This window comes from Pseudomonas sp. 09C 129 (assembly GCF_002843625.1).
In the GTDB taxonomy this organism is placed as follows: domain Bacteria; phylum Pseudomonadota; class Gammaproteobacteria; order Pseudomonadales; family Pseudomonadaceae; genus Aquipseudomonas; species Aquipseudomonas chlororaphis.
Map to the genome: position 1 here is coordinate 2,901,677 of NZ_CP025261.1, position 15,823 is coordinate 2,917,499.

Genomic DNA, 15,823 nt, shown 5'->3' on the forward strand with positions numbered 1-15,823 from the left:
GTCTGCGTTCAGAGCTCGGCGTAGAGCCGGCCGGGGTTGAAGATCCCTTGCGGGTCCAGTTGCGCCTTGAGCTGGCGGTGGTAGCGCAACAGCACCGCCGGCAGCGGCTGGAACGGGCTGTCCACCAGGCCGTGGCTGTAGCAGGTGGCATGGCCGCCGACGCGGCTGGCGAGGTCGCGGATGCGCTCCGCGGGCGCCGCGGATTTCAGCCAGCGCTGGGCGCCGGCCCAATCTATTAACTGCTGGCCGGGCAGTTCCAGAAGTCCCGTGTTATTGGGCAGCGACAGGCGCCACAGCGGCAGGCCTTCGTCGAAGAATGCCAGCCGTTGTTCGTTGAGGTTGGCCCAGTAATCGGCCGCCAACGGCTCGCCACCCAGGCGGTCGCGGGCCGCGGCCACCGAGCCTTCGCCGCCCTCCAGGCGCAGGTGCAGGCGCTGGCCGTCATGGCTGGCGGCGCTGATGGGCAGCGGTTGCTGGCCCCAGTCGGCGAGGCGGGCCAGGGCCTTGGCGCTGTCTATTTCCAGGCTCAGGCTGAGGCACTGGCGGGGTTTGGGCAGGACCTTGAGCGACACCTCGGTGAGCACCCCCAGGCAACCGTAGCTGCCCACCAGCAAGCGCGAGAAGTCGTAGCCGGCGACGTTTTTCATCACCTCGCCGCCAAAACGCAACAGCTTGCCGGTGCCGGTGATCACCCGGCTGCCGAGGACGAAGTCGCGCACCGAGCCAGCCCAGGGTCGCCGCGGGCCGGACAAGCCGGTGGCGACCATGCCGCCGACCGTGGCGCCGTCGCCGAAGGCCGGCGGTTCGCAGGCCAGCATTTGCCCGGCGGCGTCCAGCGTGGCCAGCAGTTCTGCAAGCGGCGTGCCGGCGCGAACGGTCACCACCAGCTCGGTGGGGTCGTAGCTGACGATGCCGCGATGGCCGCGGGTGTCGAGCACTTCTCCAGCGCTCATCCGCCCGAGAAAGGCCTTGCTGTTGCCGCCCTGGATCAGCAGCGGGGTATTGCCGGCCAGCGCCTGCCCGACCTGTTCCAGCAGTTCGCCGCTGGCGTCGTTATCCGCGTGTGCCGTCATCAGAAACGCTCCAGCTCGGGGAAGGGCAGTTGCCCGGCGTGCACATGCATGGCGCCGAATTCGGCGCAGCGGTGCAGGGTCGGGATGTTCTTGCCGGGGTTGAGCAGGCCACCGGGGTCGAAGGCCGCCTTGACCGCGTGGAACAGGGTCAGCTCGTCGCTGTTGAACTGGGCGCACATCTGGTTGATTTTCTCCCGGCCGACCCCGTGTTCGCCGGTGATGCTGCCGCCGACCGCCACGCATAGCTCGAGGATCCTGCCGCCCAGGGCTTCGGCGCGGTCCAGTTCGCCGGGTTGGTTGGCGTCGAACAGGATCAACGGGTGCATGTTGCCGTCGCCGGCATGGAACACATTGGCCACCCGCAGCTGGTATTCGGCGGCCAGCGCGGCGATGGCCTTGAGCACCCCCGGCAGTGCGCGGCGCGGAATGGTGCCGTCCATGCAGTAGTAGTCCGGCGACAGCCGGCCTACCGCCGGGAAGGCGTTCTTGCGCCCGGCCCAGAAACGTACCCGTTCGGCTTCGTCGCGGGCCTGGCGGACCTCAGTGGCGCCGGCCCGTTCGAGCACCGCGCGGACCCGGTCGCAGTCGTCGTGGACATCGGCTTCGACACCGTCCAGCTCGCACAGCAGGATGGCCTCGGCGTCCACCGGGTAACCGGCGTGAATGAAGTCCTCGGCGGCGCGGAGCGCCAGGTTGTCCATCATTTCCAGGCCGCCGGGGATGATGCCGGCGGCGATGATATCGGCCACCGCGCGGCCGGCTTTTTCCACCGAGTCGAAGGCCGCCAGCAGCACCTTGGCCAGTTGCGGCTTGGGCAGCAGCTTGACCGTGACTTCGGTGATGATCCCGAGCAGGCCTTCGGAGCCGGTGAACAACGCCAGCAGGTCGAAGCCCGGCGCGTCCAGGGCGTCGCTGCCCAGGGTCAGGCGTTCGCCTTCGACGCTGAGGATCTCCACCTTGAGCAGGTTGTGCACGGTCAGGCCGTATTTCAGGCAGTGCACGCCGCCGGCGTTTTCCGCGACGTTGCCGCCGATCGAGCAGGCGATCTGCGAGGACGGGTCGGGGGCGTAGTACAGGCCGAACGGCGCGGCGGCCTGGGAGATCGCCAGGTTGCGCACCCCGGGCTGGACCCGCGCGGTGCGGGCGGCGGGGTCGATATGCAGGATCTGGTTGAAGCGCGCCATCACCAGCAGTACGCCTTGTTCCAGGGGCAGGGCGCCGCCGGAGAGGCCGGTGCCGGCACCGCGGGCGACCACTGGCACGCGCCGCTCATGGCAGATCCGCAGCAGTTCCTGCACCTGCTCGATATGCCGCGGCAGGGCCACCAGCATCGGTGTGGTGCGATAGGCCGAGAGGCCGTCGCATTCGTAGGGCTTGAGGTCTTCCGTCTGGTGCAGCAGGTCGAGGTCGGGCAGGCGCTGGCGCAGTACTTCGAGCAATGCCGCTTTATCGACGCTGGGCAGCGCGCCGTCGACGCGTTCGTCGTAGAGGATATTCATGGGTGGCTGACGACCCTGAGTTGTTTTTATTAGGCGGCCGGCAGGGGCAGGCCGCTCAGTTGCATCATTGGCCCGGCTGGCCTTACTGTCCACGGGGCCGAGCGCTGGTCGAACCAGTTTGTTTTGTCGTCGATGCCGGGTTTTTTATAAAAAGCCAGATATATCAGCAGGATGGCATGGCGGTCCGCTTGATCGGGTTTTTTCTTCACAGCTGGTCATACCAGTGGAGGGCGCATGCACAGGAGCGATTCGGGCCGGCACCAGGTGGCGGATGTGGTGTGTGAACGCATCGAGCGCCTGATCGTCGACGGCGTACTGAAGACCGGCCAACTGCTGCCCTCGGAGCGGCGCCTGACGGAAAAACTCGGGGTGTCGCGCACGGCGTTGCGCGAGGGCCTGAAGCTGCTGCGGGCGCGGGGCATCATCGAAACCGAACAGGGCAAGGGCTCGTTTGTCGCCCAACTGTCGGGGCAGGGTACGACCTCGGCGCTGATGCACCTGTTCAGTTCCCAGCCGCGCACCCTCTACGACCTGTTCGAAGTGCGCAGCCTGCTGGAAGGCGAGTCGGCGCGGCTGGCAGCGTTGCGCGGCACCGAGGCCGATTTCGTGCTGATCGGCCGTGCTTACCAGGCGCTGCTGGACGCCCACGACCAGGCCCTTGATGCCTCGGCCCACGCGCGCCTGGATCACGCTTTCCACCTGGCGATCTGCGAGGCTTCGCACAACCCGGTGCTGGTGCAGACCCTGCGTTCGTTGACCGACCTGCTGCTCAATTCGGTGTTCGCCTCGGTCAACAACCTCTACCACCGCCAGGCGCAGAAGCGCCAGATCGACCGCCAGCACGCGCGGCTCTACAACGCCGTCACCGGCCGCCTGCCGGAGCAGGCGCGCAAGGCCGCCATCGCGCATATCCAGGGCCTCTGCGACAACCTGCGGGAGATCGAAAACGAGGAGCAGCGCCTGGTGCGGGCGACCTTGCGCCTGGAAGGCTGGAACTGAAGCCGCCGCGACCAGGGGCCAATGGCGGCGATGGGCAGTTACTACACTGCTAGAGACGCGGCAACATCCGCGTCGTCGACGACCACCACAAAGGAGTCACCTTATGTCCAACGAGACTTGTGCCTGTCCGGGCTGCACCTGCAAGGTCGGCGCCCATGCCATTGTGCGTCACGGCAAGCACTACTGCTGCCAGGCCTGCGCCAGCCACCACGCCAACGGCGAACCCTGCGCCTCCACCGAAGGCTGCGATTGCGCCAAGGGCGCGCATCACTGACGTGCTGCAACAGTGGCGGGGCGAAAAAACAGTGGAGCCTGTCGTGGCTCCACTTTCAATTGCGCAGGTGCAGGTACCGGTTTCGCTGGCCAGGCGGCTGGCCGGTGGCTTTGGCAGCGCACGCCGCACAAGGTATCGACCTCGCTTGGCTCAGGTCGACGGTCGCCAGGTGACGTTCTCGATACCGAATTTTTCCGCCAGGGGCTTGCTGGTCTTTTTCACCCGTTCCAGGCCGAAGCGGCCGATGCGGCCGACACCGGCGTCGCAGCTTGCCCAGTGCCACGCCTCGGCGTTGTCCATCTTCTCCGAGCGGATGATGAAGGACTTGGGGGTGCCGTGCAGGGTGTATTCGATGACGAAAAGTTTTGCGTTGTTCATAGAGCTATCAATCCTCCCTGTGATGGTTTAGTGACCCGCGCGGGCAGGGAAAAATTCACTCGGATTGTCGAGCAAGGGTATCAACGGTCGAGCAGTAGTCGGGCAAGCATTCGAACGGCTTATTGCCTGTCGCTGCGGCGCCCGTTCGGATGTTTCCTCGCGGTTTTCCAGGCGGATCGGCGGGGTTACCATGGGCTCCCCTTGCTTGACGACGATGCCCGGCCATGGCCCTTGCCGCACCTCCCGACCTCAGCGACACCGACGTACCGGTGCAACCCCTGGCGCGCACCTATCCGCGTGGCCTGTTCATCGAGCCCCACGAACACGCCTGGGGGCAACTGCTGTACGCCATGAGCGGGGTGATGTGGGTCGAGACGCCGAACGAGGCGCTGGTGGTGCCGCCGCAACGGGCGGTGTGGCTGCCGCCGGGCGTGCCCCACGGGATCCGCGTGGTCACCGACCTGCAGATGCGCAATATCTATCTGCGCCCGTGCCTGGCGGCGACCCTCGACAGCCAGGTGCAGGTGTTGCAGGTGGACAACCTGCTGCGCGAGCTGATCGTGCGCCTGGTGGAGCATGACGGCGCGCCGCAGCCGGAGTACTACGACGCGCTGGTGGGCCTGGCCCTGCTGGAGCTCAAGCGCGCCCGGCGCTCGCAGCTGAAGATCGTCCTGCCGGACAGTTCCGACCGGCGCCTGATCAGCCTCTGCCAGGCGGTGATGGCCGCGCCTTCCCTGGACATTCCCTTCGAATGCCACGCCGAGGCGGCGGGCGCCAGCGTGCGCACCCTGGCGCGGCTGTTCAAGGACGGCCTGGGCATGGGCTTCGCCGAGTGGCGCCGCCAGGTGCAACTGGCCACGGCCGCCGCCGAGCTGATCCAGGGCGTGCCGGTCGGCACTATCGCCCGTGAGCTGGGGTATTCCCCCGGCAGCTTCAGCGACATGTTCCGCCGCGAGCTGGGGCTGGCCCCGTCGCAATACGCGGCCGGCGAAGCCCGCGCCTGAGTGCCTGTCATCCCTGTAGCCGCTGCCGAGCTCTGCGAGGCTGCGATCGGGCCACCGCGTTTATCCAGACCCACTGCATTCTCAGGCTTTGCGCCTGCTGCGCAGTCGATCGCAGCCTCGCGCGGCTCGGCAGCGGCTACGGGGGCTTGGCGGACAGGCATCCATTGTGTGTGGGCGCTGCAATCCCGTAGGAGCGAAGCTTGCTCGCGATGAACGATAACGCGGTATGCCAGACATTCCACGTCGGGGCCATCGCAGCCAGGCTTCGCTCTTACTCGTTCATACCCACAGATTGGCCGAAATCCTGAAGTGCTTGGCCGGTTGCCCGGTTCGGCGTTCCCTAGACTCCCGGCATGCCCAATCACCGCCGCCGAGGCGCGGCGCACTGCCTGGAGTTCGTCATGCATTACCTCATCTCCCTGGCCATCGGTCTCGGCGTCGGCCTGCTTTATGGCGCGCTGAATTTTCGTTCGCCGGCGCCGCCGGCCATCGCCCTGGTCGGGCTGCTCGGCATGCTCGCCGGCGAACAGCTGTGGCCCATGGGCCGGCAGCTGGTGAGCAACTGGTTGTCCTGAGGCCTTTCGATTCTTTTATGTGTTCCTGTCCATGGAGGTGCTTATGCACGCCCTGCAATTTTCCAAGACCGGCGATCTGTCGTCGCTGCACTACGTCGAGGTGCCGACCCCGGTGCCGGCCGCCGATCAGGTGCTGGTGCGGATCAAGGCCGCCGGCCTCAACCCCAGCGACGTGAAAAATGTGCTCGGACGTTTTCCCTACACCACCTTGCCGCGCATTCCCGGGCGGGACTTTGCCGGGGTGGTGGTGGAGGGGCCGCAGGAGTGGGTGGGGCAGGAGGTCTGGGGCACCGGCAAGGAGCTGGGGTTCTATGCGGACGGCTCCCATGCCCAGTACGTGGCGCTGTCGGCCAAGGGCGTGGCGCACAAGCCGGCGCAGCTGAGCTTCGCCCAGGCCGCCAGCCTGGGCGTGCCTTACACCACTGCCTGGGATGCCTTGGAACGCAGCGGGGTAAGCGCCGGCACCACTTTGTTGGTGATTGGCGGCGGGGCGGTGGGCAGCGCCGCCCTGGCCCTGGCGAAGGTTCGCGGAGCCCGGCTGCTGGCCGCCGCGCGGCGCCCGGAGCAGGTCAAGGCCTTGCAGGCGCAGGGGTTCCAGACTGTGCAACTGGACCAGCCGGAAGACCTCGGGGCGCAGGTCAACGAGGTGTTCGCCGGCGGCGCCGAGGTGGTCTTCGACACCACCGGTTTCTGGCTGCCGGCCTCGGTCGCGGCCCTGGCGCCGTTCGGCCGCATCGCCATCATCGCCGCGCCGGTGGACGGTCATGTGCAACTGCCGGCCCTGGGCCTGTATCGCAAGGGCGGTTCGGTGGTCGGGATCAACTCGTTGCTGTACGGCGTGCAGGCCTGCGCGGCCATGCTCGAGCAGTTCGGCCGGTTCTTCGATGAGGGGCTGTTACCGTTGCCGCAGGGGCTGTTCGAATCGCCGCTGGAGCAGGGCGTCGAGCGTTATCACGAGGTGAACAAGGGCAGCGGCGAGAAGGTGATTTTGCTGCCGTAAGGGCGGGGTCTTGTGCGGGGCAGAGGATTGGCGTGGCTTGTTGTAGCCGCTGCCGAAGGCTGCGATCGCCCCGAAGGGGCGCGGCGATCTTGCGTTCGCTGAGGTCCTGCGGACCTATCGCAGCCTGCGGCAGCGGCTACAGGTTGGGGCTGTGTCGTGCCTGGGGCCTTGCTTGCGAGGGCGTCAGCCCAGACAACCCCATAACCAAAGTCGCAGGCGGTTTCACTACGCCCCCGGCACGCCTTTCTCCCACGCCGACCAGTTCTTCAGGATGTCCTGCACCAGCGGGTTGCCGGTGCGATAGAGGTTTTCCAGGGCCGGGACGAAACCGCCCTGGTCGGCGTACTTGAGCAGGTTGTCGACCTCGCTGCCGCCCGGCTCGGGGCGGTCGAAGTCGGAGCCGGCGCGGACCACCGCCAGCCGCTGCACGTCCACCCGGCCTTCGCGGCTGGCGCGCAGCAGGGCCTCGTAGGTCGAGTTGTCTTCCTGCTGGGTGGTGCAGTACTCGCCCTTGTTGTCGGTCAGCAGGCGGGTCCAGACCTCGGCCCGCTCGCTCAGGCGCGTGCCGGAGAACCAGGTGTTGCCCGCCAGGGTGTCGCACTGGGTCACCACCGGCGGCTGGTTGGCCGGGGCCGCCGGGTACTTGAGGCGCCAGGCCGCCGATTCCTTGCTTTCGCTCAGGCTTACCCGACGCGACAGGGCGAAGGCCTTGGCCTGCAGTTTCGGGTTGAGCTCGAAGACTTCGGTCTTGTAGTCCAGCGGCGGTTTCTCGTTCGGGCCTTTGGTATTGATGCCCAGGTAGCCGGTCGGCCAGTCCTTGGGCGCGTCCCGCGAATCCAGTTCCCACTGGGTACCGAATTCCACCAGGTAATGGGCCCAGGCAGTGGTGCCGATGGTCCCGTGTTTAGGGCTGATGCCGGCGATCCCGGCGACCAGGAAGTAGCTTTTGCGCAGGTCGAATTTCGGCGACAGCGCCAGTGCCAGGGTCGAGGCCGCGGCGTTGGTCTGGCCCATGCCGGTGACCAGCAGGCAGACGTCCCTGGTGTTGCAACGAATCGCCGGGTACTCCGCCGACAGGCCGGGTACGCGCACTTCCTGCTTCAGCTCCAGGCGCTCGATCCAGTGCTGGGCCTCGGGGGCGAACATGGTGATCAGCATCACCTTGGGTTTGATCGGTGCCGCAGCCGTTTCGCTCGCCCAGGCGCCGCAGGACAGCAGAGTTCCGGCAGCCAGACCAACCGACAGGGACAGACGGGTCATCACATTCATAAAACCTCCATGCTTCTTGACTTGCAGCTTGCAGCTTGCAGCTTGCAGCTTGCAGCTTGCAGCTGCTCTTAAAATTGATAACCGATGCCGGCGTAGTAACCCCAGCCATTGGACCGGGCGCGGAAATCGCCATCGCCGAAATTCAGCTCGCTGCCGTCCTGCCAGTTGCCGCCATTGTGGAAGTAACGGCCGACCAGGGTGAACCGCAGGTGGGTAAAGGAATACAGCAATACGTTGGTGGCCACCGTGGCGTTGGCCGTACGGGCCGGGTTGTCCTTGTGCAGGTCCGAGCCGAAATCGAAGTTGGTGAAGCCGATATAGGTCAGCGACGCGCCGTTGCCGAACTTGCTGATGGGCACGATGTACTTGAGCTGGGCGCGGTAGCCGTCCCAGGAATATTCATTGCTGGCGCCGTAGTTTTCCCACTGGTAGCGCCCGTAGAAGTTGGCCGACAGGTTGACCCGCGAATGGGTGTCGATGTCGGTGCCCAGACCGCTGTACAGGGTATTGGCGCGGTTGGCGCTGTTGCTGCCGTGGTCGTAGATCCAGTCGAAGGCCACATACCACTCCTTGAACGGGCCGATGGCCAGGCTGCGTCCGGCCAGATAGTCGATGGAGATCCGCGGCTCGTGCTCCATGAACACCGGCGAGCCGTGGTCCCACACGCCTTTGTCGTGGCTGTTGCCGATGTTGAAGATCTTCGGGATATCGATGTAGCCGTACAGCTCGAACGGCCCCTTGCGACCGAAGTACTCGTACTCCAGGTAGATATCGTCGGCCGGCTGCGGGCCGAAACTGATGTCCTTGCTGCCGATCAGAGTCAGGTCCTGGTTGTACCAGTCCGACAGGTAGGGGCCTGGTTGCGCCGGCGCAGCGGCGGGGCTCAGGCTCTCGCCCTGGGCCGAGTCGTCGAGGGTTTTTTCCTCGGCCTGGGCGGTAGCGCTGAGTAGTCCTGTAACGGCGCTTAGTAGCAAGGAAACAACCAAGGTGTGGCGGGACGCGGAGGGGGTGAAAGGTACGTGCATTGAAAATCCCTGTTCGTGCGGTTCTGAAGCCCGAGTGGCCCGGCCTGGCCGAACTGGCGGCGAAAGCTCTCGAAGGCTGACCTCGCAAACGTTTGCATATGCTGTACCAACTTGAAGTATCTGATTGAAATAAAGGTGAAACCTACCCATAAGCTGTCTTTTCGGTCAGAACGTTGCACAGCGCCTGGGCGTTGTGCGCGAAGAAAGGGCGAAGGCGCTGGCGCCTGGCACAGGGCCGATGCGCCCTCGTTCAATCATCGAGGTGATGGCAACCAACGACCTTCGCGGCCTCGGGTCGAATATTCGCTGACTATCTGGCTGCGTTCGTTCGATGCTGGTTCTGCAGTGCAGGGAAGGGTGCTTGACGTTCTGCTCGGGTCGCTCTGCTAGAATCGCCGCTCCACGACTTCCAGAGGTGCCCCATGAGCGAGCCGATTCGCCTGACCCAGTACAGCCACGGCGCGGGTTGCGGTTGCAAGATTTCTCCCCAGGTCCTGGAGGTGATTCTGGCCGGCAGCGGCGCGCAGAACCTCGACCCGAAACTCTGGGTCGGTAACGCCTCGCGCGACGATGCGGCGGTGTACGCCATAGACGAAGAGCGCGGCGTGGTCTCGACCACCGACTTTTTCATGCCGATCGTCGACGACCCGTTCGATTTCGGGCGCATCGCCGCAACTAACGCCATCAGCGACATCTACGCCATGGGCGGCGACCCGTTGATGGCCATCGCCATTCTCGGCTGGCCGGTGAACGTGCTGGCACCGGAAATCGCCCGCGAGGTGATTCGCGGCGGCCGCGCGGTGTGCGACGCGGCCGGCATCCCCCTGGCCGGCGGCCATTCGATCGACGCCCCGGAGCCGATCTTCGGCCTGGCCGTGACCGGCCTGGTGGAAAAGCGCCATATGAAGCGCAACGACACCGCCACCGCCGGTTGCCTGCTGTACCTGACCAAGCCCCTGGGCATCGGCGTGCTGACCACGGCCGAGAAGAAGGGCAAGTTGCGCAGCGCCGACGTCGGCCTGGCCCGCGACTGGATGTGCACCCTGAACAAACCCGGCAGCCGCTTCGGCAAGCTCGACGGCGTGACCGCGATGACCGACGTCACCGGTTTCGGCCTGCTCGGGCACCTGGTGGAAATGGCCGACGGCAGCAACCTGACCGCGCGCATTCACTACGATCGCGTGCCGCGCCTGCCCGGGGTCGAGTACTACCTGGACCAGGGCTGCATACCGGGCGGCACCCAGCGCAATTTCGACAGCTACGCCGACAAGCTCGGGCGTATCCAGGCCCTGCACAAGCTGGTGCTGTGCGACCCGCAGACCAGTGGCGGGCTGTTGATCGCTGTCACCCCGGAAGGCAATGCGGCCTTCCTCGCGCTGGCCGCCGAACTGGGCCTGGAACTGGCGCCGATCGGTGAGCTGGTGGAACGACAGAGCAACGCGGTCGAGGTGATCTGATGCCCATCGATATCACCGACTACCGCGAAATCTTCCTCAACGACCGGCCGATGATGGATACCCGCGCGCCGGTCGAATTCAGCAAGGGCGCCTTTCCCGGCGTGGTCAACCTGCCGCTGATGACCGACCACGAACGACAGCGGGTCGGCACCTGCTACAAGCAGCAGGGCCAGCAGGCGGCGATCGTCCTCGGGCACCAGCTGGTGTCCGGGGCGATCAAGGCCGAGCGCATCCAGGCCTGGGCCGACTTCGCCCGGGCCCACCCCGACGGCTACCTGTACTGCTTCCGCGGCGGCCTGCGTTCGCAGATCGTCCAGCAGTGGCTCAAGGACGAGGCCGGCATCGACTACCCGCGGGTCGGCGGCGGCTACAAGGCCATGCGTACCTTCCTGCTCGACACCCTCGAAGGAGCGGTGGCCGAGTGTGATTTTGTCCTGCTCGGCGGCATGACCGGCATCGGCAAGACCGAGGTGCTCAACCAACTGGCCAACGGCCTGGACCTGGAAGGCCACGCCAACCATCGCGGCTCCAGTTTCGGCAAGCGCGCCAGCGGCCAGCCGTCGAACATCGACTTCGAGAACCGCCTGGCGGTGGACATCCTGAAAAAGCGCGAGCGCGGCATCGGCGGGTTCGTGCTGGAAGACGAGAACCGCATGATTGGCAGCTGCGCCTTGCCGTTGCCGCTGTACCAGGGCATGCAGCGTTTCCCCATGGTCTGGCTGGAGGATGGCCTGGAGGGGCGGGTCGAGCGGATCCTGCGCGACTACGTGATCGACCTGTGCGCGGAGTTCGTCGCGGTGCATGGCGAGGACGGTTTCGCGCGGTTTTCCGAGCGCCTGCTGGAAAGCCTGAACAACATCCGCAAGCGCCTGGGGGGCGAGCGTCACCAGCGCCTGTACCAGCTGCTGGAGGCCGCCCTGGCCGAGCAGGCCCGCAACGGCAGCGTGGACCTGCACCGGGCCTGGATCGAAGGCTTGCTCAAGGAATATTACGACCCGATGTATGCCTTCCAGCGCGAAAGCAAGGGCGCGCGCATCGAGTTCGTCGGCGAGCAGGCGGCGGTGCTGGAGTATTTGCGCGAACGGGCTCGTCAGCGCGGTTGAGTCGGTAGAAGGGCGGGGCCTTTGGCCCCATCGCGGGCAATCGAGCGTCGACCGGCCGCTCCTGCAGATGCTTCTGTAGGAGCGAAGCTTGCTCGCGATGGCGTCCGGGCGGACGCCATCGAACTTCTGGTTACAACAGCGCCGCGCCAATCAACCCGCACACCACGCCAATCAGCATGGTCAGGCCGGCGACGGTCATCAGCACCCGCGCGTCGAAATCCTTGCGCAGCATCAAAAGCGACGGCAGGCTGATGCTCGGCAGGGTCATCAGCAAGGCCACCGCCGGGCCGGTGCCCATGCCCAGGGTCATCATGGTCTGCACGATGGGGATTTCCGCGGCGGTGGGAATCACGAACAGCGTGCCGACAATCGCCAGCGGCACCAGCCACAGCAGGCTGTCGCCAATCGCGCCCTCGACATGGGGGAACAGCCAGACCCGCGCCGCGCCCAGCACCAGCACCGCCAGCACATAGATCGGAATGGTGCTCCAGAACAGTTGCCACAGGCTGCGTGCCCAGCGGCTGAAGAACGCACCTTCATTGCCCGTGCTGGCCTCGACCACGGCCTCCACCGCCGCTTCCGGCAGTTGCTCGGGACGGGCAATGCGCTGGGCCACCAGCGACACTCCCAGCACCAGCACGATGCCCGCCACCAGCCGCAGCGCGGTGAAACCCCAGCCCAGGACAAAGCCCATGAACACCAGGGTCGCCGGGTTGAGCACCGGGTTGGCGATCCAGAAGGCCAGCGCCGCGCCCACCGAGACATTCTGCCGGCGCATGCTCGCCGCCACGGGCGCGGCGCAGCAGGAACACATCATGCCCGGCAGGGCGAACAGCCCGCCGCGCAGAGTCGAGCCGAAACCGGCGCGGCCGAACAGGCGCAGCAGCCAGTCCCGCGGGATCAGCACTTGCAGCAGCGAACCGAGGATCACCGCCAGAACCGCGGCCTTCCAGATCGCCAGGAAATACACCTGGGCGTAGGCCAGGGCGGCGTTCAGAGGCGAGGAGGGCTGATCGTTGATGATCGAGGCGCCGATGCTGTGGCTGTCGGCGGCGATAAAGGCCTTGGCGTAGTAGGGCGACCACTTGACGAAGTAGAGGCCGACGCACGCCACCAGGACGAACAGGGCGGGTTTCCACCAGAACGACCAGCCCCGGATGGGGCTGGCAGGGGCAAGGCTGGACATGAACAGTGATTCCGGGCAATGACGTTAGGTCGCGAATCTTAGCGCAGCGGCCCGGTCGGTGCTGAACTTGCTGTAGCCGCTGCCGCAGGCTGCGATCGAGCGGCACGCTCGTGGGGGGCTGGAGACCCTGCGGGTCTGTCGCAGCCTCGCGGGCTCGGCAGCGGCTACAGGAGCTGGGAGCCGGACGCATCAGGTCGGGCAGTTTTCCTCGCCGTTATCCAGGCCCTGCTTGTAGCTGCGGCTGTCGAGGGTGGCCTTGCCGTTGTGCCAGGTCAGGGTCAGCACGTAGAGCGAGTCGAAATCGTTGGAGGCCCAGTCGTCGGTGATGGTGCGTTTTTCGCCGACGGCTTCGCGCGCCACCTTGTTGATCAGCTCCGGCAGGTAGCCGTGGGACCAGGCGGTGTAGATGATCGAGTTGTGATAGCGGTCATGCAGCAGCTCGTCGGCCAGCTCGCTGGTGTCGTTGGCCGAGAACTCGATGTTCACCGGCAGGCCGAGCTTGATGGCGCTGGGGCTGATGGTCATCAGCGGGCGGATGTAGCTGTAGGAGTTGTCGAGCTCGCCTTCCTCGACATTGCGCGTCGGGTTGGCGGCGAACACGTAGTTGGCCTTGCCGAATTTTTCCGGCAGCAGGGATGCCAGGTCGATGGCGCGGTTCAGGCCCTGGCAGTTGAGTTGGCCGAGGCCGCCGGCGGGTTTTTCCGCGTGGCGCAAAAAGACCAGGGTCTGGGTGCCGTCCACCGGCTGGGCGCGACTTTCGCTGGACTCCAGCGACAGCAGCAGCGCACTGGTCAGCAGCAGCGCCGGGAAGAACACGTAGGACCGGCGTTGCAGGCGTTGGGTGAAACTCAGCAGATTCTTCATGGATCGTCGGTACTTCAGCGCAATCGGTTAAGGCTGACAAACCTTTCCACGGCGAGCTCCCGCTTCGCGTGGTTTTCCCTGTCGTTGAACGAGTGTTCTACCCGGAGGTAGTGCTCAGAGTCCCAGGACGCCTTTTGGTTCGATCCGGGTGTGGGGCTGCGAGCGTGGGCCCGTCACTTTATCCGCACCGCCGTCTGGCTGCCGGGAAGCTTAACCACCGGATGTTTCGAATTTAAGAATGCGCGCCGCGGACCGATGCCTGTAATCTAGCGCCGTCGCGCCCGGCCCCGGGCCACGGCCTTTCATCTGACTGTCATTGGAAGCCTGTCATGACCGATCTCCATGCATTCCCCATCACCCAGAAATGGCCGGCGCAGTACGCCGACTGGATTCAGCTGTATTCCTTGCCGACCCCCAACGGCGTCAAGGTCTCGATCATGCTCGAAGAGATCGGGCTGCCCTACGAGCCGCATCGCGTCAGTTTCGAAACCAACGACCAGATGTCCCCCGAGTTCCTCTCGCTGAACCCGAACAACAAGATCCCGGCGATCCTCGACCCCCACGGTCCGGGCGACCAGCCGCTGGCGCTGTTCGAGTCGGGGGCGATCTTGATCTACCTGGCGGACAAGAGCGGGCAACTGCTGGCCCAGGAATCCGCGGCGCGCTACGAGACGATCCAGTGGCTGATGTTCCAGATGGGCGGCATCGGCCCGATGTTCGGCCAGCTGGGCTTCTTCAATAAATTCGCCGGCAAGGACTACGAGGACAAGCGTCCGCGCGACCGCTACGTCGCCGAATCGCGCCGATTGCTGAGCGTGCTCGAGGGCCGCCTGCAAGGCCGCGACTGGATCATGGGCGAGCGCTACACCATCGCCGATATCGCCACCTTCCCCTGGGTGCGCAACCTGATCGGCTTCTATGAAGCGGGCGATCTGGTGGGCTTCAAGGACTTCCCCAACGTGCAGCGCGTGCTCGAGCGTTTCCTCGCGCGCCCGGCGGTGATCCGTGGCCTGGAAATCCCCAAGCCCGTCTGACTGCCTTCTCTGTAGCCGCTGCCGCAGGCTGCGCTCGGCGACGCAGTCGTCGTAGAACCTGACGACGCGTTCTGTCTGGCATAACGCGTGGGTCCTTTTGCGATGACTGCGTCATCGATCGCAGGCTTCGCCAGCGGCTACAGGTATGCTTTTTTGCAGGTCAGGCCGGTTCCAGGCCTGGCCGTGTTCATTCAGACAAGGACCCGCAATGAGCCGATTCGATTTCAAGCAGGTGGATGTCTTCAGCAACCAGCCGCTCAAGGGCAACCCGCTGGCGGTGGTGTTCGGCGCCGATGAGTTGAGCGACGCGCACATGGCGGCATTCGCCAACTGGACCAACCTCAGCGAAACCACCTTTATCCTTGAACCCCAAGATCCGCGGGCCGACTATCGCCTGCGGATCTTCACCACCCTGCAGGAACTGCCGTTCGCCGGCCATCCGACCCTCGGCAGCTGCCATGCCTGGCTGGAAGCCGGCGGCGTGCCCAAGGGCGAGGAGATCGTCCAGGAGTGCGCGGTCGGCCTGGTGCGAATTCGCCGCAACGGCGCCGAGCTGGCGTTTCTCGCGCCGCCGTTGCTCAAGTCCGGCCCGGTCGATGACGGATTGCTGGAGCAGGTGCGCCAGGGCCTGAGGCTGGCGCCCGATGCCATCGTCGACGCGCAATGGGTGGACAACGGCGCCGGCTGGCTGGCGGTGCTGCTGGCCGAGCGCGGCCAGGTGCTCGACCTGCAACCCGACTATGCGCGGCTCAAGGGCCTTGCGGTCGGAGTGATCGCCCCCTGGAACCCCGAGCGCGATGGCGACGCGGCGCAGTTCGAGGTGCGCGCTTTTATCGCCGGCGACGGCATGCCGGAAGACCCGGCCACCGGCAGCCTCAACGCCGGCATCGCCCAATGGCTGCTGGGCGCTGGGTTGGCGCCGGCGTCCTACGTGGTCAGCCAGGGTTTGAGCATGGGCCGGGCCGGGCGCATCCAGGTCGAGCAGGTCGGCGATGAAATCTGGATCGGCGGCTCGGTGGTGACCTGTATCGAGGGCAGCCTGACGTTGTAGGCGAGGGCGCTTTGCAGTCAGGCCCGGCCTGT

Annotated in this window: 17 protein-coding genes; 9 read left to right on the forward strand and 8 right to left on the reverse strand. The window is 65.8% G+C overall.

Annotation, left to right across the window (positions count from 1 at the left end; genetic code table 11):
* Window positions 1-8: 8 nt before the first annotated feature.
* The 3 genes from glcE to CXQ81_RS13195 are packed head-to-tail and all read right to left on the reverse strand — an operon-like array spanning window position 9 to window position 2,781.
* The gene (gene glcE, locus CXQ81_RS13185; RefSeq protein WP_101337424.1) at window positions 9-1,073 is read right to left on the reverse strand and encodes a glycolate oxidase subunit GlcE; all 1,065 of its coding nucleotides are present in this window, start codon (window positions 1,071-1,073) and stop codon (window positions 9-11) included.
* Window positions 1,073-2,572, reverse strand: a complete 1,500-nt coding sequence (glcD, locus tag CXQ81_RS13190; RefSeq protein ID WP_101337425.1) for a glycolate oxidase subunit GlcD — start codon at window positions 2,570-2,572, stop codon at window positions 1,073-1,075. The genes glcE and glcD overlap by 1 nt, the downstream gene beginning before the upstream one ends.
* Before the next feature lie 29 nt (window positions 2,573-2,601).
* Entirely contained in the window at window positions 2,602-2,781 is a 180-nt protein-coding gene (locus CXQ81_RS13195) for a hypothetical protein (RefSeq protein WP_101337426.1), read from the reverse strand.
* Window positions 2,782-2,806: 25 nt separating this feature from the next.
* Between CXQ81_RS13195 and glcC the strand changes: the two genes are divergently transcribed.
* Together glcC and CXQ81_RS13205 are read left to right on the forward strand one after the other, a co-directional pair.
* Entirely contained in the window at window positions 2,807-3,571 is a 765-nt protein-coding gene (glcC, locus tag CXQ81_RS13200; protein WP_053260496.1) for a transcriptional regulator GlcC, read from the forward strand.
* 103 nt (window positions 3,572-3,674) lie between these two features.
* The gene (locus CXQ81_RS13205; protein ID WP_007930741.1) at window positions 3,675-3,845 is read left to right on the forward strand and encodes a metallothionein; all 171 of its coding nucleotides are present in this window, start codon (window positions 3,675-3,677) and stop codon (window positions 3,843-3,845) included.
* A gap of 150 nt (window positions 3,846-3,995) precedes the next feature.
* Here the strand turns inward: CXQ81_RS13205 and CXQ81_RS13210 are convergent, their stop codons facing one another.
* Window positions 3,996-4,223 (reverse strand): DUF6555 family protein, encoded by a 228-nt coding sequence (locus CXQ81_RS13210; RefSeq protein WP_007930743.1) that lies wholly within the window; start codon window positions 4,221-4,223, stop codon window positions 3,996-3,998.
* A 224-nt stretch (window positions 4,224-4,447) separates the two neighbouring features.
* Here CXQ81_RS13210 and CXQ81_RS13215 point away from each other — a divergent pair, with 224 nt between their 5' ends.
* From CXQ81_RS13215 to CXQ81_RS13225, 3 genes are all read left to right on the forward strand, one after another.
* On the forward strand, window positions 4,448-5,227 hold the full coding sequence (locus tag CXQ81_RS13215; RefSeq protein WP_101337427.1) for a helix-turn-helix transcriptional regulator: 780 nt from the start codon (window positions 4,448-4,450) through the stop codon (window positions 5,225-5,227).
* Window positions 5,228-5,628: 401 nt separating this feature from the next.
* Window positions 5,629-5,802, forward strand: a complete 174-nt coding sequence (locus CXQ81_RS13220) for a DUF1427 family protein (RefSeq protein ID WP_007930748.1) — start codon at window positions 5,629-5,631, stop codon at window positions 5,800-5,802.
* Between the two features lie 43 nt (window positions 5,803-5,845).
* Window positions 5,846-6,802, forward strand: a complete 957-nt coding sequence (locus CXQ81_RS13225) for a zinc-binding alcohol dehydrogenase family protein (RefSeq protein ID WP_101337428.1) — start codon at window positions 5,846-5,848, stop codon at window positions 6,800-6,802.
* Between the two features lie 225 nt (window positions 6,803-7,027).
* On the opposite strand, the gene CXQ81_RS13230 is transcribed toward CXQ81_RS13225, so the two are convergent.
* Complete coding sequence (locus CXQ81_RS13230; protein WP_087088331.1) at window positions 7,028-8,071, reverse strand: purine nucleoside permease; 1,044 nt, start codon at window positions 8,069-8,071, stop codon at window positions 7,028-7,030.
* A gap of 68 nt (window positions 8,072-8,139) precedes the next feature.
* Window positions 8,140-9,096 (reverse strand): nucleoside-specific channel-forming protein Tsx, encoded by a 957-nt coding sequence (locus CXQ81_RS13235; RefSeq protein WP_101337429.1) that lies wholly within the window; start codon window positions 9,094-9,096, stop codon window positions 8,140-8,142.
* 422 nt (window positions 9,097-9,518) lie between these two features.
* Here CXQ81_RS13235 and selD point away from each other — a divergent pair, with 422 nt between their 5' ends.
* Both selD and mnmH read left to right on the forward strand, forming a co-directional pair.
* Complete coding sequence (gene selD / locus CXQ81_RS13240; RefSeq protein ID WP_087088329.1) at window positions 9,519-10,553, forward strand: selenide, water dikinase SelD; 1,035 nt, start codon at window positions 9,519-9,521, stop codon at window positions 10,551-10,553.
* Window positions 10,553-11,656 (forward strand): tRNA 2-selenouridine(34) synthase MnmH, encoded by a 1,104-nt coding sequence (mnmH, locus tag CXQ81_RS13245; RefSeq protein WP_101337430.1) that lies wholly within the window; start codon window positions 10,553-10,555, stop codon window positions 11,654-11,656. Before selD ends, mnmH begins: the two co-directional genes overlap by 1 nt.
* A gap of 130 nt (window positions 11,657-11,786) precedes the next feature.
* Here mnmH and CXQ81_RS13250 read toward each other — a convergent pair whose 3' ends face one another.
* Together CXQ81_RS13250 and CXQ81_RS13255 are read right to left on the reverse strand one after the other, a co-directional pair.
* Window positions 11,787-12,842 (reverse strand): permease, encoded by a 1,056-nt coding sequence (locus tag CXQ81_RS13250; protein ID WP_101337431.1) that lies wholly within the window; start codon window positions 12,840-12,842, stop codon window positions 11,787-11,789.
* Between the two features lie 189 nt (window positions 12,843-13,031).
* The gene (locus CXQ81_RS13255; RefSeq protein ID WP_007932610.1) at window positions 13,032-13,706 is read right to left on the reverse strand and encodes a hypothetical protein; all 675 of its coding nucleotides are present in this window, start codon (window positions 13,704-13,706) and stop codon (window positions 13,032-13,034) included.
* A gap of 329 nt (window positions 13,707-14,035) precedes the next feature.
* Here CXQ81_RS13255 and CXQ81_RS13260 point away from each other — a divergent pair, with 329 nt between their 5' ends.
* Window positions 14,036-14,740, forward strand: coding sequence for a glutathione S-transferase family protein (locus CXQ81_RS13260; RefSeq protein WP_009043146.1), 705 nt, complete (start codon window positions 14,036-14,038; stop codon window positions 14,738-14,740).
* Window positions 14,741-14,948: 208 nt separating this feature from the next.
* A complete protein-coding gene (locus tag CXQ81_RS13265; RefSeq protein WP_101337432.1) occupies window positions 14,949-15,791 on the forward strand; it encodes a PhzF family phenazine biosynthesis protein in 843 nt (280 codons plus the stop codon).
* Window positions 15,792-15,823 lie beyond the last annotated feature (32 nt).